25 protein-coding genes, 1 tRNA gene and 1 pseudogene are annotated in these 23,995 nt (G+C 42.5%); 8 read left to right on the top strand and 19 right to left on the bottom strand.

Going from position 1 to position 23,995, the window contains the following annotated elements:
• Positions 1–12 precede the first annotated feature (12 nt).
• The 8 genes from L5M40_RS18905 to L5M40_RS18870 form a co-directional block, all read right to left on the bottom strand.
• On the bottom strand, positions 13–375 hold the full coding sequence (locus tag L5M40_RS18905) for a hypothetical protein (protein ID WP_263257064.1): 363 nt from the start codon (positions 373–375) through the stop codon (positions 13–15).
• A 9-nt stretch (positions 376–384) separates the two neighbouring features.
• Positions 385–1,338, bottom strand: coding sequence for a restriction endonuclease (locus tag L5M40_RS18900; RefSeq protein WP_263257061.1), 954 nt, complete (start codon positions 1,336–1,338; stop codon positions 385–387).
• 430 nt (positions 1,339–1,768) lie between these two features.
• Complete coding sequence (locus L5M40_RS18895; RefSeq protein ID WP_028760113.1) at positions 1,769–2,506, bottom strand: hypothetical protein; 738 nt, start codon at positions 2,504–2,506, stop codon at positions 1,769–1,771.
• A gap of 58 nt (positions 2,507–2,564) precedes the next feature.
• Positions 2,565–3,098: a HEPN domain-containing protein gene (locus L5M40_RS18890; protein WP_263257058.1), complete on the bottom strand. Its 534-nt coding sequence runs from the start codon at positions 3,096–3,098 to the stop codon at positions 2,565–2,567.
• A gap of 13 nt (positions 3,099–3,111) precedes the next feature.
• The gene (locus L5M40_RS18885) at positions 3,112–4,701 is read right to left on the bottom strand and encodes a VWA domain-containing protein (RefSeq protein WP_263257056.1); all 1,590 of its coding nucleotides are present in this window, start codon (positions 4,699–4,701) and stop codon (positions 3,112–3,114) included.
• A complete protein-coding gene (locus tag L5M40_RS18880) occupies positions 4,694–6,223 on the bottom strand; it encodes an AAA family ATPase (RefSeq protein ID WP_071939744.1) in 1,530 nt (509 codons plus the stop codon). Before L5M40_RS18880 ends, L5M40_RS18885 begins: the two co-directional genes overlap by 8 nt.
• 76 nt (positions 6,224–6,299) lie before the next feature.
• Positions 6,300–7,796 (bottom strand): sigma-54 interaction domain-containing protein, encoded by a 1,497-nt coding sequence (locus tag L5M40_RS18875; RefSeq protein ID WP_263177407.1) that lies wholly within the window; start codon positions 7,794–7,796, stop codon positions 6,300–6,302.
• 177 nt (positions 7,797–7,973) lie between these two features.
• Positions 7,974–8,156 carry a helix-turn-helix transcriptional regulator gene (locus tag L5M40_RS18870; protein WP_263177410.1) on the bottom strand — a complete coding sequence of 61 codons (183 nt, stop codon included), beginning with the start codon at positions 8,154–8,156 and terminating at the stop codon, positions 7,974–7,976.
• 134 nt (positions 8,157–8,290) lie between these two features.
• On the opposite strand from L5M40_RS18870, the gene radC reads away from it, so the two are divergent.
• The 8 genes from radC (at position 8,291) to L5M40_RS18830 (ending at position 13,009) form a co-directional block, all read left to right on the top strand.
• Positions 8,291–8,797: a RadC family protein gene (radC, locus tag L5M40_RS18865; protein WP_263177406.1), complete on the top strand. Its 507-nt coding sequence runs from the start codon at positions 8,291–8,293 to the stop codon at positions 8,795–8,797.
• Positions 8,798–8,837: 40 nt separating this feature from the next.
• Entirely contained in the window at positions 8,838–9,200 is a 363-nt protein-coding gene (locus L5M40_RS18860) for a hypothetical protein (protein ID WP_263177405.1), read from the top strand.
• Positions 9,201–9,339: 139 nt separating this feature from the next.
• Entirely contained in the window at positions 9,340–9,696 is a 357-nt protein-coding gene (locus tag L5M40_RS18855) for a type IV toxin-antitoxin system YeeU family antitoxin (RefSeq protein WP_263177404.1), read from the top strand.
• Between the two features lie 244 nt (positions 9,697–9,940).
• Complete coding sequence (locus L5M40_RS18850; protein ID WP_263177403.1) at positions 9,941–10,354, top strand: DUF2787 domain-containing protein; 414 nt, start codon at positions 9,941–9,943, stop codon at positions 10,352–10,354.
• A gap of 195 nt (positions 10,355–10,549) precedes the next feature.
• Positions 10,550–10,957 carry a DUF2787 domain-containing protein gene (locus tag L5M40_RS18845; protein WP_263177402.1) on the top strand — a complete coding sequence of 136 codons (408 nt, stop codon included), beginning with the start codon at positions 10,550–10,552 and terminating at the stop codon, positions 10,955–10,957.
• Positions 10,958–11,065: 108 nt separating this feature from the next.
• Positions 11,066–11,632, top strand: a complete 567-nt coding sequence (locus tag L5M40_RS18840; RefSeq protein ID WP_263177401.1) for a site-specific integrase — start codon at positions 11,066–11,068, stop codon at positions 11,630–11,632.
• A gap of 79 nt (positions 11,633–11,711) precedes the next feature.
• A complete protein-coding gene (locus L5M40_RS18835; protein WP_263177400.1) occupies positions 11,712–12,434 on the top strand; it encodes a lecithin retinol acyltransferase family protein in 723 nt (240 codons plus the stop codon).
• Between the two features lie 290 nt (positions 12,435–12,724).
• Positions 12,725–13,009, top strand: coding sequence for a CopG family ribbon-helix-helix protein (locus L5M40_RS18830; RefSeq protein ID WP_011920070.1), 285 nt, complete (start codon positions 12,725–12,727; stop codon positions 13,007–13,009).
• Between the two features lie 183 nt (positions 13,010–13,192).
• Here L5M40_RS18830 and L5M40_RS18825 read toward each other — a convergent pair whose 3' ends face one another.
• The 11 genes and pseudogenes from L5M40_RS18825 to L5M40_RS18775 all read right to left on the bottom strand — a co-directional run bounded on the left by L5M40_RS18825 (position 13,193) and on the right by L5M40_RS18775 (position 23,807).
• A complete protein-coding gene (locus L5M40_RS18825) occupies positions 13,193–13,936 on the bottom strand; it encodes a hypothetical protein (RefSeq protein WP_263177399.1) in 744 nt (247 codons plus the stop codon).
• Positions 13,937–13,974: 38 nt separating this feature from the next.
• Positions 13,975–14,322: a hypothetical protein gene (locus L5M40_RS18820; protein WP_071939734.1), complete on the bottom strand. Its 348-nt coding sequence runs from the start codon at positions 14,320–14,322 to the stop codon at positions 13,975–13,977.
• 425 nt (positions 14,323–14,747) lie between these two features.
• Positions 14,748–15,425 (bottom strand): inovirus Gp2 family protein, encoded by a 678-nt coding sequence (locus L5M40_RS18815; RefSeq protein ID WP_263257054.1) that lies wholly within the window; start codon positions 15,423–15,425, stop codon positions 14,748–14,750.
• Between the two features lie 351 nt (positions 15,426–15,776).
• Positions 15,777–17,219, bottom strand: a complete 1,443-nt coding sequence (locus tag L5M40_RS18810) for a DUF3987 domain-containing protein (protein ID WP_263257052.1) — start codon at positions 17,217–17,219, stop codon at positions 15,777–15,779.
• A 39-nt stretch (positions 17,220–17,258) separates the two neighbouring features.
• Entirely contained in the window at positions 17,259–17,471 is a 213-nt protein-coding gene (locus L5M40_RS18805) for a helix-turn-helix transcriptional regulator (RefSeq protein ID WP_263257050.1), read from the bottom strand.
• A 118-nt stretch (positions 17,472–17,589) separates the two neighbouring features.
• Entirely contained in the window at positions 17,590–18,237 is a 648-nt protein-coding gene (locus L5M40_RS18800) for a hypothetical protein (protein ID WP_263177396.1), read from the bottom strand.
• A gap of 103 nt (positions 18,238–18,340) precedes the next feature.
• Positions 18,341–18,652: a hypothetical protein gene (locus L5M40_RS18795; RefSeq protein ID WP_263177394.1), complete on the bottom strand. Its 312-nt coding sequence runs from the start codon at positions 18,650–18,652 to the stop codon at positions 18,341–18,343.
• 307 nt (positions 18,653–18,959) lie between these two features.
• Positions 18,960–19,790, bottom strand: coding sequence for a type VII toxin-antitoxin system HepT family RNase toxin (hepT, locus tag L5M40_RS18790; protein WP_263177392.1), 831 nt, complete (start codon positions 19,788–19,790; stop codon positions 18,960–18,962).
• Positions 19,791–19,918: 128 nt separating this feature from the next.
• A pseudogene (locus L5M40_RS18785) lies at positions 19,919–21,154 on the bottom strand (tyrosine-type recombinase/integrase).
• A 357-nt stretch (positions 21,155–21,511) separates the two neighbouring features.
• Positions 21,512–21,599 (bottom strand) — tRNA-Ser (locus tag L5M40_RS18780).
• Positions 21,600–21,812: 213 nt separating this feature from the next.
• Positions 21,813–23,807: a methyl-accepting chemotaxis protein gene (locus L5M40_RS18775; protein WP_263176381.1), complete on the bottom strand. Its 1,995-nt coding sequence runs from the start codon at positions 23,805–23,807 to the stop codon at positions 21,813–21,815.
• Between the last annotated feature and the right edge of the window lie 188 nt (positions 23,808–23,995).

Raw genomic sequence — 23,995 nt, 5'->3', positions numbered from 1 at the left:
TTAACCAACACGCTAATTCACTAAAATCAGCAAAGGCCCTTTAATGTCTAACTGCGCGTGCTGCTGCGCCAGTTTGCGTATATGTTGTTCGCTAGTGGTGATACCTGCAGGGAGTTTTCGCAGCACCTGAGCCAAAGGCATGCGGCCACCCGCTTGTTGCAATAGCGATAATAAGTGCTCGGTAATATCAGGGTTTACCTGATAAGTGGGTTCGCTTGATTGCAGCAGCTTGTCTCTTTTTACTGACGCCAACCATAGTGCGACTTGTGTCTTACTAAAACCCAATTCACGCCAGCAGACCTGATAATCGTGCCACATGCTTTCAAGCCCTTGGGGTGAGCGTTGTACATCAGCAAGTACTTTTTCGATATTCATTGATGACGTCTACTCTTCTGCAAAATAATCTGAATCGATTGCTTTAACGGCATACAACTCGCGAGTCGAAACACCGACATTGTGCTCTATCATCAGGGCTGCCAGTTCATGGCCATCAATCAGCACGATGCGTTTTTCAATACGGGTAACAAAATCACGGGCGTCTTTACTGAAATTTGAAGTAGTAATAAATACGCCTTTACGAGCGCGATGCATGTCGAGCGCCCCTGCAAACGCTTGAATATCTGGCCTACCGACTGTGTTATCGCGGTAACGTTTAGCTTGCAGGTAGATGGAGTCGAGCCCGAGTTTATCTTCTTTGATGATACCATCAACACCGCCATCACTGCTGTACTGAGTTGCTTGGCCAGCATCCTTTTGACTGCCGCCGTAACCCATAGCTAACATTAAATCTACCACCAGCTGCTCGAAAAACTTAGGCGATAATGTGTGGATTTGTTCAATCAATTCATCGGCAAGGGCTGAATTAAGGGCGGTAAAGGCTTGCGCCATTAACTCTGTTGGGGTTTGAGCGTCATCATGTTGATGAGTTAACCCTTTGCCACGACTTCTGTTAACTTCAGTGGATGTTTTGTTGGTAGTCGATGGCTCATTGCTAGTACTTAAGAAGCGATTAAAATCTTCAAACTGCGCAAGGTAGTGGTTATTAATCGGCTTTCCACTAGCCAGAGCTTCCCGACCTCTTCGGGTTATTTGACAAACTCCGCGTTTGGGCTGACTAATAAGTCCAGCTTTAGCCATATAGGTTTTAGCCCAACCAACCCGACTTCTAACATATGTGGTTTTGCCACTCGGAATTGTTCGAGCTAACTGCTCAGCGGTAAAACCATAATGGTTAGCAACAGCGAGGTACATCTGCTGGAGTGTTTTAACCTCTCCATCCGCCAGCACCTTAAGCACTGCAGGCATCATCTCTTCATAGCTTGGAATTGTATCGACCATCCCTGTGCCTCACCTCTTATTATTCTTGTGGCAAAAACTGCAATGGTAATCGCCTAAATGCTCTCAAGTACTATGTTTAAAGCAGCTCAATTAAACGATCACACTATTTAGATTGATGCACATAATTTTTAGGATTGTGTCAGAAAAGTTCCATCTAATCCAGTGAGATAGCACACAGTCTTTGCCTTTGAAGCCAAGAAGGCTGAATAAAGTCTATTGGAACAATAGACTTTATTTTTGACGGTTTGCCCTTTCGTTATCAGTGGTGTAATGCGGCATCCTTAGTGCTATAGAAATTGGCGCCAAGTCCACGAGTGAATTTATCCCGGCTAACCAACTCACTTCATCCTAGCAGACTGGGAAATTCGATCAAATATATAAAAAAACAATGGGTTGATAATAGATTTAGCATATACTGACGTGACAGAGGTTACTCTTCGTCATCTTCTGGCACGATAACGAATAACTCCAACTCATCTGTAACATCTTCAGCGTATTCCTTTCCTTGTGGTCTGACCCATACCCGAATGCACTCACGTAACGAAACATCTACTTTATTCTCATCCAGACCAAAGCACTGGTTAAAATCGAATAACTTCAGGGCGAGATTGATAGTAGCTACAATGTCGCATTTTGAGTTAAGAGGCCCTTCCATATATGCTGTAGCAAACTCTCTGACTAACGAAGTTTCAAGCATTGCAGAAGCAAACCAATCCACGGAATGCTTATAGGCGATGATCCAATTAGGACCACGCACTTCTTTAAGCATATTGTTGATGCCAAATTCGGCGGCTGAGGCAAGTCCATTATGACTACCTGCCATGCAAGAGCTCAGGATCAAGCCTTTTACTTTTCCACCTCTATCAGCTACCGCACTTGCAACTTTGTCGATCATTGCTTCTGCGACGCTTTGTCCGTCACCATGACCACCAATATATAAAATCTGTCGGGCCTCACTAGCTTCAGTTAGATGATCTAAAGCATATTCGAGAGACTGAGTATCATAAAAGTTACACTGATACATGTTGAAACGACTATCAGTTGAGCGATGGTTGATCAACTTCTTCACCCCTTCAAAAAAAGGTATTGAGCTCGCACCACCTTGGTTTACATCTGGAGTATACCAAGGGGCCTCAGCCACCAATAATGCTACATCCTTCTTACTCATACTAGACTTCCCTATGCTTAGTCATTTATATTTCAACGATTGAAGATATTAGCCCACTCTACACTGCATCTATAGCTAAATCTGTTGTTTCTACGAGCTTTTTAAAAAAAGTCAGGCATTTTTTCATATCAGGCCGGCTTACTAAATGAGTCGCTTGTTTGTCATTAATAGACCGATGAACTGCTTCACCTCGCTTTTTTATCCATTGGTTTAGTTTGGATTGAACTTGCTCAATATCACCATCAATCCAGGTCCATTTCTCGGTCACATCTATGTATAAAAACCGCTCAAACATTCCCTTAGTTTTCTGAGAATTTGGGGTATGAAAATACTTAAGCTCAGTTTTAAGTGTCGATGTAATAAATTTTCCAACATTCGAGCCAGCCAGGGTTCTCAAATCTGCTGTCAACTTTTCCTCAATGACATCTTCGACATAGGTTTCCCAAGCGGTTAAGGTCATGATCAATGCAGCCCGCTTAAGCTCCTCAGGTTCTCTTTCCCTACCTTCAATTTTGTTTAAATGGTCATAGGCTTCTAAAATCCATTCAGCATCTTGAATTGCCTTTTCAAAATTATCTTTAGCTTTTGTCACACGTGCTCCCTTATCACTGATATACGTTATTTTGCAGGTCTAACCAACTTGAAAACTGATGCAACGGGTCACAGATCTTGTCCATCGGCGACAAACGCGACCCAATAACAATCCCATGAATACTCAATCCGCTATTATCCTTACGATGACTAATTTTACGGGTTAGTCCAGAAGACACCGCAAACTCACCATCGCTAACGAGCAATATATCTGCTTGATGCCATTTATTTTTATCACTTTGCTCAAGAGCCAAATTAAGTGGACCCTCTGCATCTGTACCGCCGCCGAATGACATGGACAGAAAAAGTATCATCCGCTCTAAACCCTCAGCATCGGGTGTCAGTTCCATTTCTGTCACTTCTCCGCGGCTACCAAATAGGTAAACATAACAAGCACGTTTTTCGGTTTTAGCCACACTGATACATTGCAACACCAGCGCCTTGGCAACATTCTCTGGTGTTCCTTGCATGGAACCAGAAGTATCTAGACAAACAATCATGGGACCACGGTTACGATTTATTTTGAAGCCGGATTTTTCTTCCTTAACCTCTTGATCAAATGTAACCTCTTCAGTGATGATGTCCGTGCCTTCAACAGCATAACTGAGCAATGCATGCTCAGCTCGCCGGGCATGCCAAAGTTTTTTAAGGACTGGATGCCCCAAAAAAGCCGCTTCTTGAGGCAACATTCGACTGATTGAGTCAGAACGAGTGATCCCTTTGGTTTCCATTGGCACAAGCGGCATAGAAATCTCTTTATCGCGCCTTTTCGTTACGCTCATCTTAGAGATAATTTCTTCAATCACGGGCTCACCGTCGCAATCTTTCATGCGCCCCAGGGTTTCAATCACTTCACGCAATTGTGGGATTTGCTCGACCAGCTTCTGTAATCGCACCATGTTCATCCAACCATGGCTTTGCAGCATTCCTTTCGATAGGTCCCAACCAAGACCAGTGACCACACCTAAATCATCAAAAATCTCTGAAAGTATTTGCCAGACTTCCAACCTTTCGGCCCAAACTGATGACAATACAAATGGATGTTGTCCACTAACATTAATTAACTGCAACCAGGCCTCTAATTCAGCCTGGAGCTGATATTCAAGTTTTTTTGCATCTGAAAGAACAAGTGAATTTTTAAGTTTGGCTGAATTTCGTTTGATTTGGATAGCGGCGAATTCCTCTTTCAGCACTTCTAACGCCTGCTTATATTTGATTTGAGCTAATTGCCGAGCAAGGATTAATGCTCTTGTCTGAGCACCTTCAAGAGCAGATAGTAAATTCAGTATCAAGGCATCGGTGACTTGCGGATTATTTTGACAATAAGTTGCAATACCTGAACGGCTAATTACATTAACAATGTTTTGCTGAACAGCCTCAGGTAACCAAGGACAAGGTTGTGACAATGACTCTCCCGCCAACAACTGATTTCGCAATAATGCGATAGTCATACAGCGAGTAGATAAATCGCCTCCTGGTAGGGTAGCTACAGCTGGCACCAACGAATCAGGTAATAAATCAATATCAACTAACTGCCGCTCCAAACCAGCTAAAATATTAAGTGCAGGAGCCAGCTGTGTTGGTGTTGGTTTTTGTTCATTCACAGAGTTCACCCTCTAACACTGCATCAACTGGAATGCTAGTGTCCGACAAATCAACTTCTTGTTCCCGTGGCAAGGCTTCAAAACCTTGTTTCACTTTTACCAGACGATTGGATAATTTATGGCTGTATTCAAGGGCGTTATCTAAACTCGCAATCACTTTAGAAAGCAGTTCAGGATTTAACCAAAGATGGCTTTCAAATACTGTCTTAGCATCTTCTCGCTGTTTGCTTAAAGCGTTAATGTGGTTTTTTATCTTCGCCAGAATTTCTTCTACGCCTGCAACACGCCCCTTAATATGGGCTTCAGAATAACGAATTGATTCCATATCGGGATTAAACGGTTGATTAATCATAACGGGCATGAATGACGGGCCATAGCGTTCACGACTTGAAGTTGTCTCTTTTTTTGCAGAGTCATCCCAATAAAGAACTTCACCTTTAGCGTTTGTTTTTTGGACTTCTACAGAGGATTGCAATGTCTGCTTACCTTTATCATTAATAAACAGTGGCCGACCTTTGTTGTCTACTTTCTGCTTTTGTTGTGACTTATCAGCCTTTAATCTCCCTTCCCAAGTTGTCACTAAACTTGATACACGTTCATCTGTAAAATCACCATTGATGGCTACAGCTTGATTATAGAGATCTTGCAGCCCAGAAAACTCCTCCGGCTTATTCCACAGACAATGAGGTAAAACCCATGCATCATAGTTACTCACTTGCGTCAATCCAGAGGTGAATGCTGATACCTTCATCAGTTTTATCAACTTGAGCCAACGCCTATCCGAAACGTAAATATTCTCTTGATTTAGATATGTCCGAAACTCTTTACACAATGCCAGCACAGAAGAACTCAGGGTAACCTTGTCAGCTAACTGCTGCACCTCAGTAAGATCTTCTAGCTTGAGTCGGATATTCAGCTCAGGCTCAAATTTTTCAGCTGAAAGCTGCAATAATTCACTAAATGAACTATCGGACAATGGACCGACAAAACTACGTAACATAAAGCGATCATATAAAGCAGAAAGCTCCTCACCTTCCGGTAACTCGTTACTCGCAGCAATAACCGAAATTAAGGGCACCTTGTATCGACGATTACCATTATCAAATTCTCGCTCGTTTAATATGGTTAAAAGACTATTCAAAATGGCACTGTTTGCTTTAAAGATTTCATCAATAAAAGCTACTGATGCATCAGGTAGATAACCACTAGTTAAACGAGCATACCTATCATCCTCTAATGCACGAATAGAAAGAGGCCCAAAGACTTCTTCTGGGACAGAAAAACGTGTCAACAAACGCTCAAAATAACTCGCTTCAACAAAGATATTTTTTAGCCGTTTGGCCAGTTCACTCTTTGCGGTGCCCGGAGGACCTACAAGCAAAACATGCTCACCCGCAAGCGCGGCAAGTAAAATCAGCTTAATTTGTTCCTTTCGCTCTAACAGACCAACATTCATCGCAGCCATAAGCTGTGAGATTTTATCTTTACGTGAGAGTGGTTGTATTGCCGTTAATTGTGTCACAGTGGATCTCCTTATGTTGAATTGCATTCCCTGGCTTAATTCAGGGTCAAACTCATATAGCGACTTTTATGCCAATTTAGTCATTGTCGTTTTCTAGACCGAGTTTTTTAAGGCGATTATTTAAAGTTTGGTGATTGTTGTAGCCGAGTAACAACGCCGCTTTACGTTTATTTCCTGACGTAAATGCCAATCCTCGTTCTAAATAGTGTCGTTCTACTAGAACAATAATACTATTTATATCAACACCTTTTGATATATCTCTTTCGAGAATGCCCTCACTATTTTGGAGCGTCGAAAGTATCGCCCTGCGAATATCAACTTCTTCCAATACGGCAGTTTCAGACCATAAGGCTGCCCTAAGAATCGTTGCTTTCAGCTCTCTGATATTTCCAGGCCAACGATGATTACTGATAATTTTTTTTGCAGCAGTGGAAATTTTTTTACCACCTAAAGAAGGGTATTCTTGTGTGAGCATGGCGGTAAACTGATCTGCTAGATGGTCTAAATCGCTGTGTCGAGATCTTAGAGGTGGTAATGACAACACACCAATGGCAACCCTATAGAATAAATCCTCCCTGAACCTACCCTTGGAAACGTCAGCCATCAAGTCTCGATTAGTTGCTGTGATTAAACGGAAATTGCTGCTACGTTCTTCACTATCTCCCAAGCGAGTGAATTTACCATCCTGCAATACTCTAAGGAGCCTGACTTGGGCTGAACTATCAAGCTCGCCAAACTCATCCAAAAAAAGAGTACCTGAATGCGCCAATTCAAAAACTCCTACCTTATCTGAAACCGCACCAGTAAAAGCCCCCTTTTTATGACCAAAAAGTATTGAATCGATAAGTTCTGAGGGAAATGCTCCACAATTAATCGCAACAAATGGTTTGCCCCTTCTCGCACTTGCATTATGAATTGCCCGAGCAAACATCTCTTTGCCGGTACCACTCTCACCACAAATCAGCACAGATACTTCATGCGATGCTAAAACTTGAGCCTTGGCTTTAAGTAGTAACATTTCAGGATCAAGGGTAATAATGTCATCAAAGGCGGGATCTGCATCAGAGCCCAATAGACCAAGTTGCCCAAGTTCAATAGGGGCTAGATTAGTCATCGAAGGAATATACTCAGCAGTGAGCTTAAAAGGAATTTCTACAGTATTAACGCCTTGTTCTTTTGATGCTTGATAAAAGTTGCAGGTGAATCGAGTTTTACCGAGTAATATCCATACAGCCTGCATAGCAGGTGTACCAGGACTCAGTAAAATAGACAGTGCAATGGCTTCACGACTAATACTGTCCAGTAGCCGTTCTGCAGCTAGGTAAATTTCTCCAAAATCAACTGGCGAGGATAAATAGGCCTTACGGGCATTGACTGGACAACTCAGATTGTCGGTGAGTAGTTCAAGATACGGAGTAACTAGGTCCGACGGATAATTGTAAATAAGCTCAAGCCGATCAAAGGTAACATCAGATACTGTAGCCCATATAGGGCCAGTCATTTTACTATCCTTTGATTCTAAATCATTGCCACCAATCCAACTAACCAACACTTTTTCGTTAATTATGTTCATCCCTAAACCAACATTTAAATTTATCAATAGTGGAAGCGATCATGCCGTACTGGCACTTGGTCGTCAGACTTGTTGCGTATGATAATTTACAGAAAAACAACCATTTTTCAATGCATTTGAATCAATATTGCCTATTACAGCTCTTTGGTTTTCATTTTTGTTGATGTCGATTACTACCTAACAATTAATTACCTTAATACTTGCCAAAATCCACTCTTGTACTTCACTTTCTACCCATGCAACAGATCTACTGCCCAGTTTCACTGCTTTGGGGAAAATACCTTTATCTACGTACTTGTAAATTGTTGAACGGGCTAAGCCAGTTGTGTCAATCACGTCTTTTAATCGAATAAGCTTTATGTTTGGCGTCATGCTGAACTCTTGGTAATGATTTCTTTCCATTATCTATGCCAGTAATTTTTAACTTTTCCAAATTTTTTCAGATATATATCACTCCAGTGTATAAGCCCATTAACGCTTTCAAGGAGCCTGATATGTCAACAAAAGCGATACACACTAAAGCTGCTCTACACGAAACCACTGATAAGCACGTGACTCAGTGGCCGCAAACTGCAGATGAGGTCCTCGCCTCTGCCGCCAATATCATTGCTGAACGCTATGTAAAGAAAGACGCCTACACCAACCCTCAAGCCACTAAGGATTTTTTAACTTACAAACTAGGCGGTTATGAGCGGGAGGTGTTTGCGGTAATACTGCTCGATTGCCAACATCAATTACTGGAATTTAAAGAGTTGTTCTTTGGCACCTTAGATGCTGCCAGTGTCTACCCCCGAGAAGTGGTTAAGGCTGTGCTAGCCGTCAATGCGGCGGCGGTGATTTTTGCCCATAACCACCCGTCTGGCGAGTCTGAACCTTCAACGGCAGATAAGAACATCACCAAACGGTTAACCGATGCATTAGCACTTATCGATGTGCGCGTGCTTGACCATATCGTGGTAGGCCGCTTGCCGGTGTCCTTTGCTGAGCGCGGCTTACTTTAGCCAGCGTTTAAACCTGCCACGCCAAATCAAGGAGTCCATCATGATTGAATTTACCGATAGCTTTTCTCAGGCCTGTGTCGCCGAAGCCTACGCCGCTTTTCCTGAACTGCGTAACCGCTTAACAGTTGAGCTGATTTTGCCGATGTTTGTACGCCCGCTCAATGCCATGGGCCAAGTGATTGGCAAGCCAGTCGTTGCACCACACCGCGAGCTATATAAAACCGTATTATTTGTTTTTCACCGTGATGTGGTTGAGCACTTGCCCAAGAAGATCAGCTTTTGCCGCTATGTTTGCCCCTGTGATAGTTATGGTGTGCCAACAGGTGAATGGCAGCGTGTGATCAACGGTGTGTACTTCAACCATGGCAGTAATGAACAGCCTAATTGGAGTGTACACACCTAAAGAACGTTACCTGTCATCACCCACTCCACTAGTCGGCTGTATTAACCGCTCTTACTAGCACTGGTATTTATCACTGCTCTCGCTAGTCAGCTAATGAGCCCCCTACTCCCTAAAGTTCTTTTCAACCATTGAGGTCACTATGACAACTCTAAAACTTTTCGATATTGAGCACGCCTGGGGCTTGCCCCGTAAAGTATCTCCCCGCTTTGGTGCAAGGCTGATTTTACGTGGTCTGCACTTGGATTATCTCAATGACCGTTCAAGCTTTGTCGGTGAATTTCCACCAGCAATTAAACAACAATTTATCGAGGCCTTTCCCGCCATGGTTAAACAGCTTGAACGGCTGGTGGCCACCGGCGATATTGATGCCACTGAGCAGCACTGCGTCACCATTGAGCACGCCGGCTTTACCTGTGAGGCCGACACATTAGGCAGCCATGGCTATTTGTATATTGCGATTTATCAAACCGAAACTAAACCAAAGCTAAGCCACTGACCACCAGCAACCTCGCCCTCACTCAATAACTTGTTCGAGTTCGTAAGCCTGTACCAATCCCCTAACTGTAAACACCTAGCCCTAACCTCCCAGCTTAATAACCCTATCAAGTAGCCCTTAGCGACTCACATTAAACCGCTTAGCCAACACTAGTTCTATTAACCCAACCGCATAGACAGCAAAAGCCAAGGCGTGACTGCGCCTTGGCTTTTGCGTATGCCCGTTTTTAAATAAGGAATATTCAATGACATTAACTATCAAGCGTAATCAACTACCAGCGATGCCTGATCGTTTTTACCAAGTGATCGACAAGGAACTGACTGAAGTCACACCAAAAGACGCCAACGCCATCACCCTTAATTTTCGCGATCCTGATTACAGCGCCGAAGCGGGCGGCTTTCATCCCGTCGAAGTGCGGCTTGAGAAACAGCAAGATCACTGGCGTTTAGTCTACGTCACCGATTTTGCTTTTCGTGGCCATCCCTTCCCTGAACTAGTTAAAGACATCGATATCTGCTTTAACAGCAAGCAGGTCTATAGCCTATTTAGTGGCTGGATTACTGAGCGGGAATCACAGGGGCTGATTAAGTTGTTTAGCGATAACTTTGTCAGTTACTACCAGATGGAAGCCTATCAAGTGCAGGTGAGCTTGGATTAACTAGCCTCGCCCTCATTTCGCGCGAGCATCCTAACCATATCTACCTGTTTTTGCCCTATCGCAATCAACGGGCCAAGCGCATCACACCCGCCCCCTTGTTACCCTAAGTCATTACGTCAAGCCTCTGTCGTTAACAACAATCTACCCCGCCTGCAACGCCCGTCGTTAGCGGGCTTTTTGTTTTTGGAGTCCACCATGAAAATACACCACGAAACCATCCTGCCACTGCCAGAGCCTTTTTATGAGTTGTTAGAACGGCAACTGGCCGCACTCAATAACCCGAGTCTCAACATCGTCACCCTAAACTACCGCGATCCCGACTACAGTGCACAGAGAGGTGGTTATCACCCAGTGGAGATCAACCTCTACCGTCAGGGGGATTGCTGGTATCTCAATTACTTCACCGACTTTGCTTACTGCGGCGGGCCCTTCCCTGAGCTTGAGAAAGAAATGGAAGTACTGTTTCAGGAGAAGCAGGTCTACAACAGCTTCTTTGGTCGTTGCTACCTGGAACACGCCGATAGCCAAGTACGACTGTTACTGGAGAACTTCTGTAACTACGTCGAGATGGAGGTGTACCAGGTTCAGGTTAGCACCGACTGAACTTGGTGCCCACAAAGGTATTTTGGGAACCAAGCAACGCAGGCCCGATGCGGGTTTGCGATGTGCTGGTGCCCACATTGATCACATAGCCAATTGAGGGAACCAAGCATGAACGAAGTCGAAGCGGTCAAGAACCGCGACACCATCAAGCTTATCAGTTACCTGCTCGAACGTCACTTTGGTCAGCAGATGGCGGATGTCTGGAATATCGGCCTTAACCTGGCACTGCGGATCTCTGACTTACTGGCGATCAAGTTCAGCGATATCGACGGCGACCGCTTAAATATCATCGAGCAGAAGACCGGTAAACGGGCCAGCATCAAACTCAATCCGAAGACGCTGGCGTTGATTGAGGCGATCCACCAGCGTCACCCCGAGCATATCTACCTGTTCCAATCCCACCGGTCGAGCCAAGCCAAAGACCGGCAGGCCCCCGCCAAACCGCTGACACGGCGCGCCGTCGCCAAAGCGTTTGCCTTTGTCGGTGATGATATCAAGTTAGCCCTGGGCACCCACTCGATGCGTAAAACCCGCGGCTATCTCCTGTACCAAGCCTGCAAAGACATTGGCCGGGTGATGCGCATGCTGCGGCATCAATCGGAAGCGGTCACCCTGCGTTATATCGGCATTACTCAGCAGCAAATCGATAAGGACTTTGTCGAGCTGGAAATCTGAGTCAATCAGCATGCCCTATTCAACCCATTGGCAGATGCGACCTAGGGGTATCTGCGTTGTTTTTCTTGGAGTACATACTATGTATACATTTCATCCCGGTGATCATCTGGTCACCAATATCGATCCGCTTGGCTTAACCGAACACCACGGTCTTTATGTTGGCCGTGGCAATGTGATTCACTTATCTAAACAGGGCATCATCGAAGAAATCGATCTGCAGCAATTTGCTGGTGGCCATAGTGTCAGAGTGAAAAAGTCCAGCCTGTTTCCCCATCAGGCCATTGAGCTAGCACGCAGTCAGCTGGGTCACAGCCCATACGGCGTTGCTACCAATAATTGCGAGCACTTCGTCAATGAATGCTTAGCGGGAACCAGCACCTCCAATCAAGTCAGTAATCTCACCCACATTGCGCTGCAAGGCTCTGCCAGAGCAGGCTTACTGGGGAGCGCTGCGTCGAAGTTGGCCACGGGAACTGTCGCAAACGTCGTGTTAGCGTCTACCGCCGCTAAGATGACCGGTGAATACCTAGGGCTACCCGATAACGTCAACACACTGCTAGGGACGCCAGGGGATCTTGTTGCTAAGCCTGCCGAATCCCTACTAAAAGGCACCACCCAAACCCTGGGTGAGAGTTATGCTTGCTTACGCCAAGGCGAGATAGCCGATGCTGGGATCAAGCTCGTCACCGGCAGTATAGAAACCAGCTTAAACACCATACTGACTACTGCAGAAGTAGGCATCAATGGCGTAAAAGCGGGCACTGAGCTAATAGCCGATGCATGGCAGTGGCTAAGGTTTTAATGCTTCACCTGCAGTATTGAGAGAGTACTCAGTAACACATCATCCAAACCTAAGAAACGAAGCGGCACAGCTCGCCGCTATCGTTTCACCCCTCTTGCTTTTATGCTAAAGATTAGCGCGATACCAGCACAAAATTTATGCCCAGTTCAGTGATACAAACTATCCTGCTAACGTCATTGATCTCATGGCGTTGCTCGAGCAGATGAGTAAACCGTGTAATCATTATTTTTTGTACCACGTTATGCTAAGGTATTACCTAGTAGTACTAAACATTACCTATGGAGTAACAGATGAGCACAATCAAACCCGTGTCGGTTAAATTAGATGCCGATATTAAAGCCAGAGTCGAGCATTTAGCCGAAACTCGTAAACGTTCATCACACTGGATGATGCGTGAAGCGATCCGTGAATACGTTGAGAGAGAAGAGAAGCGCGAGGCGCTGCAGCAAGAAGCGTTACGCGCATGGGAAGAGCACCAGACATCAGGCTTGCATGTCACCGGTGACGAAGTGGTGAGTTGGCTGGAGTCCTGGGGAAGTGAAAATGAAAAGGCTGCCCCTACCTGCCACAAATAGTCTTCACTGCCACTGCGTTAGCTGATTTAGAACGCTGACCTTTAGCTCTTCGTATTTAAGCCTGACGCTCGATGAATTAACTGACCGCTTTACCTTTTAAATTTAGACTGTATCACTGATGATAAAAAAGGCCTGTCCAATACTAAAATAATCGCCATAATATATCTGCAGCTCACTCCACTATCAATTAGGAGATAGATAGACTTCCGAGTTAAATACACTAGTCTCAAAAACCCTAATTTCACCTGCAGTCAATGAATGTGCTAAATTCGATAATCTCATGTAATTGTTATCATCCCAATGTTCCTCCGGTACCCATGTTTTCATTATTGGAATGCCTGAGTTTTCTTGACGAACAAAAGGTATATAGCAATTTCTTGTAACCACAACAAAATCTTCAAATTTCACATCGGCATCTGAGTAAATCATTCTAATTGTATTCTCATTAAATATACCTGCTACCGTATCAACAACGACTTTAATGCTCTGTTTACTATTACGAGTAATCATTCTTGCCATTGCATGCTCAGATATATACACTAATGCTCTGATACAATATCCATCATTTCGCATAGGCCGTTTTTTATCCACTATGTGGGAGCAAAGTGGATAAAAATGTTCATCTTTTGTATATTTATAACCTTCTATGTCAATAGCCGTGGCGCCAACATATATATATTCTGTTAGCTCTGCGGTTTTTCCCTTGTTAAAAGTTTTATGTTCAATCAATAACTCAGACAAAGATTCTCGATTGATATCAAGTTGTAGTTGATAAAAATTTTTCAATGTTTTATTTTTTCTTTCAAACGCTAAATTATGCTTATCATTCACCGAATTAAAAAGCTCCCTAAGCCGTCTAAACTCTCCTCGTATAAAAGCCTTTGCAGCACTTTCGTTAGATATTTTGATTAGTTTACTGTTATCCATATACACTCCTTTGCTAACTAAATAACATATAAGTAACGTCACATAAATTTTGTAAATTCTGGACTCGAAAAATACCTATCAATATCTACCTGACTACAGCTACTCGTTTGTTCATGGGCCAACAATTTATCTATTGGAATTATCACACCTTCAACATCTGTCGTTGACGTAGCTTTCAGCCTAAATGCATACCCCGAATCTTCACCAGATTCCCACACAAAGACGCATGACACGGAACCATAATCATCCCATTTTTTTCCGACACGCCCTTTTCTTCTCAACAAGTTTAAGGCTCCATCAGGGCCTTTAATAGCCATTTCTACCGATGAATGTCGTGCTTTTCGCCATGGACTGCGAGTATGAATAGCTCGATAGTTTATCGTCATTGCTTTGCTCCCTGCCTCTATCGGTTGTTTCGTTTAAACCATCTATTATTTTAGCAGGCTTCATATCAAGGCATGTCAAAAAATTCACAACAAGTGACCGTCTTCGTTAGCTAGTTTATTGTAATTCCGAAAGTGGTCGTCCTATCTATGGCAATGACTATTATTTTAGGGAACTGCTTATCGACTTTGGTGACACCGGTTATCTGGCAATGTACCAGTATGATGGCAGCGAACGATTGACCGTGTTGTGTATCCGCCACCAAAAAGAAGCCGGCTATTGAGAGATGCATCAGCAAAGAGGTCTTCGCATGGATGAGCGATTATGAATATACTGCTACTCTCTATAAACACAAAAGCAAGGGATTTGAGCCCCTTGCCCTTTACTTCCCTATTTGTACTCGCAGCAATCGTGCTAAGTAAGTTAATCACCAACTTTGTAACCGACCCGAGATACGACTACAACCAAAGTTGTGATTGCCATTCCCATAAATTTTCGTGTCAGTTTTAGCAAAATAACTTAATCTTTTAAACAAGTCTTGGTAAATGTAAGTGAAATCAGCTTGGTTACGGCACAGTAAATATTGAGCATTTTCTGGGAAATGGATCAACCCTTGAGCATTGAAAATATCTAACCTTAGTGCACTCGCCCAAGCTTTGTGTATGCGGTTATACATATTAGCCCGACCCAATTCAAACTTTCCTAAACTTTTATACGCATGGCCATTGAAGAACAAACAGACATGGTAATGACACTTATCCCTTCCGCTGATCTCTTTAACCCAGATGTAAAATAACTCACTAGCATGAACCTGACCGTCAGTTGTGTTTCGTAGTTTCGCCTGATAATCCGCTTTTAACTGAGCCTTCAACGATTCGAAGAAACGGGTGATCACTGCTGTATCACTCGATTCAAACATATCAGGAAATCGTAGATCAACTCTTACCGCAAATACCTTTGAATAATTCAGCACAACGCAATCCATAACTGAGCGAATTTTATATAGATACTCTTCAATTGTACCATTCTTTAGTGAAAGTGTTTGCAATCCATCATATTGAGGTGTTGTTAGCACCGTTAAATTTCTATTAAAAACACTACCCATTTCTAACTCTCCTTTCCCGATCACTATTTTAAGGGTGTAGTTAACCACTCGAAATTAACACACTAATTCCGATGAATAAAAACACCCATGTAGCACACCAGACAACTAAATTAAAACATTAAACAAGCAATATATAAGCACAGATATAATACTACTTAAACCCTAAATGAAAATTATCCAAAACCAACCAGATTAAAACAATATTTTAAATTTACACAAGAAAAATCACTATAACTAACAGTCATCACCACTCTGAATTAATATGCAAACCATTATAAAAACCTAAAGCAAACCGTAAAAATTAAATTATTTATTGAATTTAAAATAACTCTTACAAATAACCCTCTAGATTTAAGATGTGCAAGCATCATTAGGAGGTTGATGGTAAAATAAGTCTATCACTCTGGTCTTACCTATAATAATTTCCTCCATTGGGTAGCTTTGTTTTAAGTAATCCAATGCAGCTTGTAAGTCGGCTTTTTTACGAATACAGTTTGGACTGCATTGTAAAATATAATTTTTCCTTATTTGTGTTATTCCAGAATCAATAAATGGCTTCAGCCAATCGTTCAGCGCATATGCATCTAGCACATATTTAGGCGGAGGACAAAAGACTCGCATAAAATCTCTTGAGAAATAACTTAACAACTCAATGGCTAACCACAAGGATTCTGCAGATATTTCAAAATCACCCGGATGTTCGAAACAATGGATCAAGGCAGCAACCCTAGCAATGTTCTCTGGCAACTTGGATGCATGATCTTTTGCACATTCATACATGCCACCAGGGCCCATTTTAGTTTCGATATCATTGTAAATATTCCACCAAATCTTTTCAGCTGCCGAAGAAAAAACTACCTTTGTTCGATGCCGATAATCAACTAATCTAAAAGACTGCTCGAGTAGTTGTCTAATCCTGCAATTAAACTCTTCAATACCCTCACGGGAATACTGATAACCATAAGATTGGCGAAAACCACAAGTAGAAGGTGGAGCGCAAACCAACATCCGAGATAGAAAGCCATTATCACGAACATTAACGTTAGACTTATTCAAAAAGTTCTGTAACGTATCTGGTTGCACCATGATATGCATAGATAGCCGAATATCGATTAATTTAAAAGATGGTGAGGTTTTTCGATTTACCGTCATATCATCACCACTCCACATCGGGTTAAAAATAGCAGCGTTGCTCATAACCCTACTTTTAAATATTAGATCTCCTTCACTGGTGCCAAAAAACACATTAGGCAAATCATTTTTTAAACCATCAAGTAACGCTTCATTGGTGGTATCCACATATATCACTCTAGGGGCTCGAGGTTTTGTAGGTTCTTGTTCAGATAATGCTACCAATTGCTGCGTCATCTGTTCATTTTCAGCATTATCCAGGGTAATAGCCTTTTTTAATTTTGCTTTTTTTTCCTTATGTATATCCATCTGAATGTTGTACTCTTTTAAACTTTTCTGATAAACAGCCTCTTGTTCTTTTTCAATACTTTTAATCTCTCCCATGAACAAGTTATCAACGGTCGATTTACGTTCACCCGATTGTGCTATGGTCATTACCATGAGTGATACGGGACCGATTTTCCGAGTAGGAATTTCAACATTGAACACCCCTTGCATAGCGGTTGCCATCGACGTTAACTGACAAGCCAAGGTCATACCATCTGGTGCTTGCAGCAATTCTCTTGCTTCTTCAAACGCTTTCTCCATCTTAGGAGCGACGGTTAGACTTGGAACATAACCGTAGGAGATTGGAAATAATTTCTGGTAATAATAACTATTCATAATTCACCTTCATTCTATAAGTTAGTCAAATTTTTAGGGTCAGCAAAATCTTCTACCTTGCAGCCACTGTTCGACTTCTTGCATGTACCAGCCTACGGCACGAGCACCAAGGCAAACTTTTCGCGGAAAAAGTGGATCAAACCTGGGGGATTTCGGATTGAGTTTATCGTAGATAGTTGAACGCGAAAGCCCTGTAAGCTGAACCAAGGTCTTCAGTCTAATAATGGAATTGCTTGTGAAAGTAGTGTTCATAATTGTCCTCAGAGTTGTGAATAAACGTCTACAACCCTGAGATTAGATGGTTATCAAGCATGCACAAACGGGGTGAAAACGGTCCCCCCAGCTCACCTAAAGTACATTATTCATTGTATTATTTACGTTTTTTGGGTCCCCTAAGAAATTTACTCGGTCTCAAAAATAATTCAGCATATTTGGCATTATCGGCGGTAAAACCTTCTTCCCCTAAAAACTCTTGTATTTCACATGTTATTTTTTTATCGTAAAATTCATGACCATGCCAATAACGCTCGAAGCAGTAAGTCAAGTATGGAAACTGGCTACCGTCTGCAATCGATTTAGTTTTACCACATAGGCCATCGGGATTAGGGTTGAGAAAAAAAGCCGCCGCTTCTGCCTTTTTTTGAGAATAACTGAGTTGATTAATAATCAACTCTACCAATCCTTTAGCTTTAGGCTGCTTAGACGTTTTCCCCCAATAATAACGGAAACCTAAGATAGATAATTGGTCCAGATCGGATTTATTACTTAGGAAATCTTTAATATAGTAAGGACTTGTTTCGGGAATGTCAGGGGTATCTATCTCTCGTTCGAAATCTTGATTAACAAATGAAAGAATATCACGTTCAAAAACATAAACTGAATCTATTTTAGTTGGTAAGTCTTCTAGCTCATTTACAATAAAATGTGTATTGAATAAAAATTCAAAGCTTTTTCTTGTAAAGAAAAATTTAATATTATATTTATAGTCATAGAAATCAGACTGAGAATTTATCCGCAAATCTTTTGCATTAATAGGTGTTTCATATTTTCTATATACTGTTCACCACTCATCAATTCAAGTTCGAAATTTTCAGTATACAAGTAGAATTCAGTAATGAATTTCAAATTAACGATTCCGTTTTTATTAATACGGTTAAGTCATCACTCCCTAATCTTAGATATTCTGTTTTCGGAATAAATGATGCCACTGAGAATGATTCACTACGCTTCAATCGTTCCCTTGCAACTTTTCTAGACATAGAATCCTCTCTATCCAGATATGGCCCATTACGATTTTTATACGAACTCCTTTCATATACGGCCCAAACATTAATATTAGCAGGAGAAAAAATTAAGACAGGTAAAAGGTACTGTATAACTTCTTCTCGGCTAGCATTTAAGTCCACCTTCGATAACTCTACAATTTTTTGCATTGACACATCCATTTTATCTGCTATTTCTGCTACTAATAGCAGAAATAGCAGATAAAATGAATTTGTTTTTTAAACTTTTCCCTCACTAGATGGCTTAACTTGTGAATATTTTCAACCTGTCTTCGTGACTATGTATAAAAATATACTTAAAGTGGGTTTTCGTAATGTGCCAAGGGTTAGCACTCTACACCTTGGAAGTTTAAGCAAACAAGTTCACTTTAGTAATTTTCATTTCTATATATAAGAGTCTGGTGAGCCCCATTCATCAATTCAATCTTTAGGTGAGCCAGTGCAACCCAATCAGACCTTAGTTATTCTTCAAAGATAACCATTCCAATCCCCGCTCTGCAAAGACGAATAATCTATCGCTATAACCTTGAGAGATCACACTGCGGATGATCTCAGGGTCAATATTCAGATAATCATGTACCAGTGCATTACGCAGGCCTATCACTTTACGCCAGCTATTTAATTCATCAGCTGGTTGTGCTCCTCGTTGACACAGGATCTCAAATGCTTGGTAGGCATCCTGCGGGCTATGTCCAGCCAGTGCCTTAGCCCAATGTTTTGCAATGCCAATGCAAGCTTCAATAGAGACCAGTAGTGTACGCTCTGCTGCTCGATATTCGAGATTAGATAAGGAACGCTGACTAAGTAATTGACGTAACTCTCCAAGCTCGGCTTGGTACTGGCTAAGACTTAAACGCAATGACGTGATATAGCCATTATCCAAAATAATAAAGTAGCTTGGGGCTGAATAATCGAGTTCCATTTGCGACATTATGCGAGACTCTTCTTGCATTCTTCGGCCTTCATCTAGACTAAAGATAAGTTTGTTAGCATTAATGATACCGAAGGCCAGAGGGATTGGTGCTAGATTGATATCGACAACAGAAAGCTTCCCTTCGGCTAGCCCTAATGCTCTTTGCCAATCTATAGCAAGCAGTTCAGCTCTAATTCGAGTATCAAGCGCACTGTCCGCCTCTACCGGGTCGAATGCAACGCCTAAATCCCAATCGCTATGCTCGCTAGCATTTCCTTTCGCCTGCGAACCATAAAGCCATGATGCTGCCACCTCAGAATGGCTTGCAGCTAAAGCGTTTAGTTGGTGCAAATGCTGGCTCTGCTCGATAGTCATAGGTTTGGCTTTAGGTTAGTCATGAAGTAAGAGTAACAACCCTGAGTCGGACTTAACAGGTTAGATTCGTGTATCGCGTCCTCTAACCTTTTGACTCAGGGAGGTAATATCTATTCGGCCTTAATAGGTCATCCCCCTAATTTTTTTGAAGTAGCTGTTACTGACAAAGAGCCAACTGCTACAGTGGCAATATGATTGCTCCACCACTCCATTAACTTGGTCCGTCGCTCTAAATAGGTAGTGCGATTATAGGCGCTGCGGATTTGGTTTTTATCTACGTGGGCTAACGCGGCCTCAATGACATCACCATCAAAGCCCTGTTCGTTTAAGGTAGTGCTCGCCAGCGAGCGTAAACCATGACCCGTTGTTCTTCCCTTTAATCCCATTCGCCCTAATGCTTTGTTTATAGTTTCAGGATCTGTGTGCTTTTTAGGATCTTTAGATGACGGGAAAACGAATTGGCTCTGTTCACTAATCGGCTTAACAGTTTCGAGTATCGCGAGGGTATGCTCTGTAAGCGGGATAATATGCTCACGATTCATTTTCATGCGTGATTCAGGAATAGTCCAAAGTTTGGCATCAAAATCGATTTCCTCCCAACGGGCTCCGGCCGCTTCATTTGGCCTGGTCATTGTGTGCAATTGCCATTCAATCAAACACCGGGTCGTTAACAATAAATTGGCGTTTGCGACGGTCTGCAGTAATTCAGCTAGCTCTGCTGGTTTTAATGCCTTCAGATGCTCCACTTTGCTTTTTCTAAAAATTTCTCAAATACCCGACAACGGATTGGCATGAATGTAACCAGAGTTAACCGAATAGTTCATGATTTCATTCAGTAACTGAGCGGTACGTTTAACCGTTTCAAGATGCCCCTTCTGTTCAAGGGGCTTGAGCGCGGCAATGGCTATAGGAGCCGTGAGTCTACTAATCGCAATACTCCCCAGCTTAGGGAAGGCATACAGCTCAAGCTTGCGCCAATTGCCTTCGATGGTTTTAGGCTTAATGCTTCCCTGCTTTGAGTCCATCCACATTTGCGCAATATGCTTGAGAGTTTGAGCGTTCTCTGTTGCCGCTTTTAATTTGTTTTCAACTTTAAGTAATTGAGGGTCGATGCCTTCGGCCAAGTTTTTTCGCGCTTCTAGCGCTTTATCTCGCGCCTCAGCTAAGGATACGTCAGGATATGAGCCTAAACCAAAATAGGTGGGTTTGCTGGTGGAGGGGCGTATGTATCGAAATTCCCATGTTTTCCCTGCTGTGCGCACATAGAGATAGAGATTGCCACCATCTGACAATCTATAGGGCTTTGCTTCCGCTTTAGCATTGAGCACCGCTTTTGCAGTCAGCTTATTTGTACTTCTTCCCATACCGTTCTCCTCCCTCAAATTAAGCCCCAAAGTAATGCTTGATTTTGGCATTATTTCGCACTCTAAAATCAAGCATTACTTATCACTGAATAAATTCAGATAAATCAGGATATTGCCAAGTTAAATCTGGGCTATAAAATCGAGAAAATCAAGTAAAAAAACGGCATAAAAAATGGGTATTTTTTGAAGTGAAAAGTAATGCATAAATTTGCCAAATTTCCTTGGCATTACTTTTGGCATTACTAAAGATTTCGGATGCTGTAGGATGGTATTAAACAATATAGGATGGTAAGCTATTTATTTTTATAAAATACAGATAAGAAAAAAGACGCCCTAGGACGTCTTCAAACTTGAATTTGGCGGTGAGAGAGGGAGTCGAACCCTCGATACGTTACCGTATACACACTTTCCAGGCGTGCTCCTTCGGCCACTCGGACACCTCACCATATGTCGATTTATGTTAGCGTGGTTAATCTTTCACGTTCAAGAATCACTAACGATTTCGTATAGCCTTGCCGAGAGGCTTTCATCGTTAACGGAGCGGTACTGTACGCAAAAGCCTAAAGGGGGTCAAGTAAAAAAGACTCAGTTTCAGGCGGTTGCACAATTGCTAAACAAACCGCCGTGATTTCTTGAATCTTTTCACCGTTTTATACCGTTAATTGACGGTAAATTTGTGCACTTCTTTTGACATTGAATTCGCGTCAAACGTCAGAGCTTTGGTCAGCTCCCTAAGCTCATCGGAGATCCTTTGAGTATTAAGGTAAATCTCACTGATCTTCAGTGCATTACGATTTACGTCTTCGGATACCGCCGATTGCTCATGAGTTGCTGTAGCAATTTGCTCGTTCATGCGGTCAATAATGTCTACTTGCTCCACAATACGTTTCAATTCGATACCTGCCTGTTCAGCTTCATGGACACTGCTATTAGCCTGAGCTAATCCTCTGTCCATGGCTTTTACTGCAATGCTCGCTCCCGCCTTCAATCTATCTGTCATATTTTTAATGTCAGAGGTCGAGGTTTGTGAGCGCTGCGCTAAACTTCGGACTTCGTCTGCAACTACAGCAAAACCGCGACCCATTTCCCCTGCGCGAGCAGCTTCAATGGCGGCATTAAGCGCGAGTAAATTAGTTTGCTCAGCAATACTGCTGATCACTTCAAGCACTACCACTATGCCGTGAATTTCACGGTCTAAATCGTTAATGGCTTTAGAAGCTCCACTAATATCGTCGGCTAACGCTTTGATCGCTTTGCTGGTTCGGCCGACTTCGAGGTTGCCTTCTTTAGCCTCTATATTGGCGGCGGAAGACGCTTCGGATGCCTGCACTGCATTGCTGGCAATCTCGGCCACTGTTGCACTCATTTCTGTCATAGCGGAGGCTACTTGTTCTGCCTCACTGTGGCCCGCCATCACATCTTGCTCCATGGCATGGGTACAGAGATCCATTTGCGCCACAGCTTGTTGCAATTTAGCGCCACTGGAACGTACATGTAGGATCACCTTTTCAAAATCACTCATCATATCGTTAAAGGCGATGGCGAGTTCACCGAATTCATCGGAGCTAGAGTGAGTCAGACGCACACTTAAGTCGTAATGTTTACGGGCTTGCGTGATGGTCGAATATAAGTGATGCACACTGTCATGCAAATAACGGATAACAGATAGACTCAATATCAAGACTATCGCCAATACTGAGATTAAGGTCGCGAGCACTAAGAACATTTTCTCATTCGCTAAGGTTAATCTTTCATGGGTGGTATTAAGTAAATCTGCCGAGACTTGCTGTTCAAACTCACGTAATAGCTCAATCCGGGCGGTCGATTTACTGAACCACTCTTCGGGACTTTGTTGCAGGATTTTTTGATTATCTTGCTCGAATGCGATTTGACGTAACAGCTCAACGTCATGCATTGCAGCTGAACTCTGTAAACGGTTAAACGAGGATAATAAATCAGAATTTGCTAGCGCTAAAAAACGCTCTTGATAGGTATTTTGCTCCGAAACCAAAGTGATAAATTTGGCATAAACCTTAGGCTTAAATCCAGCTTGGCCAAAGGTTGAGCTGAGTACCGCCCTTTCAATCCCCGCCCTTTCCTTTAATTGCAAAAAAGCACTAAAAGCCGTCGCTTTAATGGCGATTTCTTGATTAGCACCCGTTTTTGCGGTTTCATCGACTATTGTCAGTAATAACTTATTTAACTCAGTGTAATAGGCAACTTCATCGGCGACACTGATACTTAAACTATCCACCTGTGAGCGGATTGCATTTAAACGCCCGAGTTGAGCGTTTAGCTCTCTAAGTTTTGAGGCAAATATCTCCGGCAGATGGTTCTCAGTGATAAAACGCTGATAGAGGCCGAGCTGCGTATCCGTTAATTGTCTTTGACTAGGAATTTTACCCGCAAACGCTTTTCCTGCTGAGCCAATAAATCCAGCACTCATGCCGCGCTCTTTTTGTAACTCATGCACTAAATTACTGTTGGTGACGGCTAGCTCGCTTAATTGCACTACTAAGGTTAAATCTTTTCTATATTCATATTTTTCAATGAGGTAAAGCGTGCCACATAAAAAACAGGCTAACAGTGGAGGCAAGACAACCATTAATAATTTTTGTTTTAGACTGAGATTACCAATCCATTGCCATTTCATAGAAATATCCTTTTAAACTTAGTTTTAGATCCAAATACCGAACACTAGGTATAGCATAATATCAACCGTAGGACGACTAAGGTTTATGGAAATTGTACAAGCTAATATCCTGATAAACGAGGATTTCCCCCATATTCCATCAATAGCTTAGATTTTGCTAATCGCAGAGCAAACTTGAGAAACGTCAA

It is taken from the genome of Shewanella sp. SM68 (genome assembly GCF_025653925.1).
Taxonomy (GTDB): Bacteria; Pseudomonadota; Gammaproteobacteria; order Enterobacterales; family Shewanellaceae; genus Shewanella; species Shewanella oncorhynchi.
This window is presented reverse-complemented; position numbering and strand designations above follow the sequence as displayed.

Excerpts from the sequence above, each read along its gene's own strand:
- L5M40_RS18905 (WP_263257064.1), bottom strand. The coding sequence starts at position 375 with ATGAATATCGAAAAAGTACTTGCTGATGTACAACGCTCACCCCAAGGG.
- L5M40_RS18900 (WP_263257061.1), bottom strand. The coding sequence starts at position 1,338 with ATGGTCGATACAATTCCAAGCTATGAAGAGATGATGCCTGCAGTGCTT.
- L5M40_RS18895 (WP_028760113.1), bottom strand. The coding sequence starts at position 2,506 with ATGAGTAAGAAGGATGTAGCATTATTGGTGGCTGAGGCCCCTTGGTAT.
- L5M40_RS18875 (WP_263177407.1), bottom strand. The coding sequence starts at position 7,796 with ATGAACATAATTAACGAAAAAGTGTTGGTTAGTTGGATTGGTGGCAAT.
- radC (WP_263177406.1), top strand. The coding sequence starts at position 8,291 with ATGTCAACAAAAGCGATACACACTAAAGCTGCTCTACACGAAACCACT.
- L5M40_RS18860 (WP_263177405.1), top strand. The coding sequence starts at position 8,838 with ATGATTGAATTTACCGATAGCTTTTCTCAGGCCTGTGTCGCCGAAGCC.
- L5M40_RS18855 (WP_263177404.1), top strand. The coding sequence starts at position 9,340 with ATGACAACTCTAAAACTTTTCGATATTGAGCACGCCTGGGGCTTGCCC.
- L5M40_RS18850 (WP_263177403.1), top strand. The coding sequence starts at position 9,941 with ATGACATTAACTATCAAGCGTAATCAACTACCAGCGATGCCTGATCGT.
- L5M40_RS18845 (WP_263177402.1), top strand. The coding sequence starts at position 10,550 with ATGAAAATACACCACGAAACCATCCTGCCACTGCCAGAGCCTTTTTAT.
- L5M40_RS18840 (WP_263177401.1), top strand. The coding sequence starts at position 11,066 with ATGAACGAAGTCGAAGCGGTCAAGAACCGCGACACCATCAAGCTTATC.
- L5M40_RS18835 (WP_263177400.1), top strand. The coding sequence starts at position 11,712 with ATGTATACATTTCATCCCGGTGATCATCTGGTCACCAATATCGATCCG.
- L5M40_RS18830 (WP_011920070.1), top strand. The coding sequence starts at position 12,725 with ATGAGCACAATCAAACCCGTGTCGGTTAAATTAGATGCCGATATTAAA.
- L5M40_RS18825 (WP_263177399.1), bottom strand. The coding sequence starts at position 13,936 with ATGGATAACAGTAAACTAATCAAAATATCTAACGAAAGTGCTGCAAAG.
- L5M40_RS18820 (WP_071939734.1), bottom strand. The coding sequence starts at position 14,322 with ATGACGATAAACTATCGAGCTATTCATACTCGCAGTCCATGGCGAAAA.
- L5M40_RS18815 (WP_263257054.1), bottom strand. The coding sequence starts at position 15,425 with ATGGGTAGTGTTTTTAATAGAAATTTAACGGTGCTAACAACACCTCAA.
- L5M40_RS18810 (WP_263257052.1), bottom strand. The coding sequence starts at position 17,219 with ATGAATAGTTATTATTACCAGAAATTATTTCCAATCTCCTACGGTTAT.
- L5M40_RS18805 (WP_263257050.1), bottom strand. The coding sequence starts at position 17,471 with ATGAACACTACTTTCACAAGCAATTCCATTATTAGACTGAAGACCTTG.
- L5M40_RS18795 (WP_263177394.1), bottom strand. The coding sequence starts at position 18,652 with ATGCAAAAAATTGTAGAGTTATCGAAGGTGGACTTAAATGCTAGCCGA.
- hepT (WP_263177392.1), bottom strand. The coding sequence starts at position 19,790 with ATGACTATCGAGCAGAGCCAGCATTTGCACCAACTAAACGCTTTAGCT.
- L5M40_RS18775 (WP_263176381.1), bottom strand. The coding sequence starts at position 23,807 with ATGAAATGGCAATGGATTGGTAATCTCAGTCTAAAACAAAAATTATTA.